The sequence below is a fragment of the Collinsella aerofaciens genome (assembly GCF_040926405.1).
In the GTDB taxonomy this organism is placed as follows: Bacteria; Actinomycetota; Coriobacteriia; order Coriobacteriales; family Coriobacteriaceae; genus Collinsella.
Window position 1 is genome coordinate 1 of sequence record NZ_JBCOIG010000064.1, and the last position, 1148, is coordinate 1148.

A 1148-nucleotide genomic window follows, 5' to 3' on the forward strand; every position below is an offset into this window, starting at 1 on the left:
GACTTGGAGAGGATATCGGGAATAGCGATCCCGAAAAACAAGCGGAACTACAGGAAGCAGGCGCTGCACCTCAGAATGGCGCGTTCGAACCTTGAGATTCTGAGCGAGGATGCCGGTCATGCGTTGCAAGGTCGGCCGAAGGGAAGCGGTGAGAAGCGCGAGCTGATTCGCTCCTATGCCCGGGAGCACCCGGATGCCAACCACTCGGACATAGCAAAGGCGCTGGGCGTGTCGAGGTCTACCGTCATCAAGTGGCTGAGGGGTTGGAGGTGCGACACCGACGGCCTGCCCGACGGCGCGTGGTACGAGGACGGTCATATCCACGTCGATATGACGGAGCCGGAAATCAAGGCGGGTGAGTGATATGGCAATGGAACCTTGGCGCTTCACCATCGAGTTCGATGAGGAGAAGGCAAAAAGGAATGGCTACAACGTAGATGACCTCTACGACTGCGTGGGAGAATACGCGGAGCAAATGGGTAACGTCCGCATAGGCCTTGGCACTTGGCAGGCAAAGAGCCGCGAGGTGCAGTTCGGAGCGCAGTGCCCTGTTTGCGCCACCCTTTCTAAACAGCCTTGGGTCATGCAGAACATTAAGTCTTGGCGCACCTATGAGGATATGAATGAACCGGAGGGTGAAGACTACCTACAGGTAATCCGGGATATCAGCCCGAAACGCGTTTTCGATTAGGGACTGGGAAGGGGAACACCGATGTGCTTGAATACGTGCCATACACTTTGCCATACATTTGCCAGACAGGAGCCAGCACCTTGGCCAAGGTAAAGAAGACCTTCCGAATCGAGGAAGACGCATACGATGAACTGGTGGAACTCTCCGCCGGGTGGGGCGTGGCGCAGGGAGCCGCCGTCGAGCGTGCCATACGCCTTGCCAGACAGATGCCAGACACTTGCCAGACAGATGCCAGCACCCCAGACGGCGGCGATTCGGCGGCTGTCGCGGCGCTAATCGGGCAGCTCGCCAAGAAGGACGAGCAGATAGCCAAGCTCATGGAGACCGTGGCCGACAGCACCAAGGCCGTGCAGGGCGCTCAGGCGCTCCACCACGAGACCGCCCAGACGCTCGCGCTGGAATCGACCGAGCAGAAGCTGAGCCGCTGGCAAAGGCTCAGGAGGGCTTGGAGGGGCTA

3 protein-coding genes are annotated in these 1148 nt (G+C 59.1%); all 3 read left to right on the top strand.

Features of this window, described 5'->3' with window-relative positions; all coding sequences use genetic code 11:
- The coding region (locus AB5758_RS09700; protein WP_368155551.1) for a helix-turn-helix domain-containing protein at window positions 1-363 on the top strand (363 nt) is incomplete at its 5' end.
- Window position 364: 1 nt separating this feature from the next.
- A complete protein-coding gene (locus AB5758_RS09705) occupies window positions 365-691 on the top strand; it encodes a hypothetical protein (protein ID WP_368142015.1) in 327 nt (108 codons plus the stop codon).
- Between the two features lie 80 nt (window positions 692-771).
- Window positions 772-1148, top strand: a 377-nt coding sequence (locus tag AB5758_RS09710) for a hypothetical protein (RefSeq protein WP_250787850.1), incomplete at its 3' end; no start/stop codon positions are given.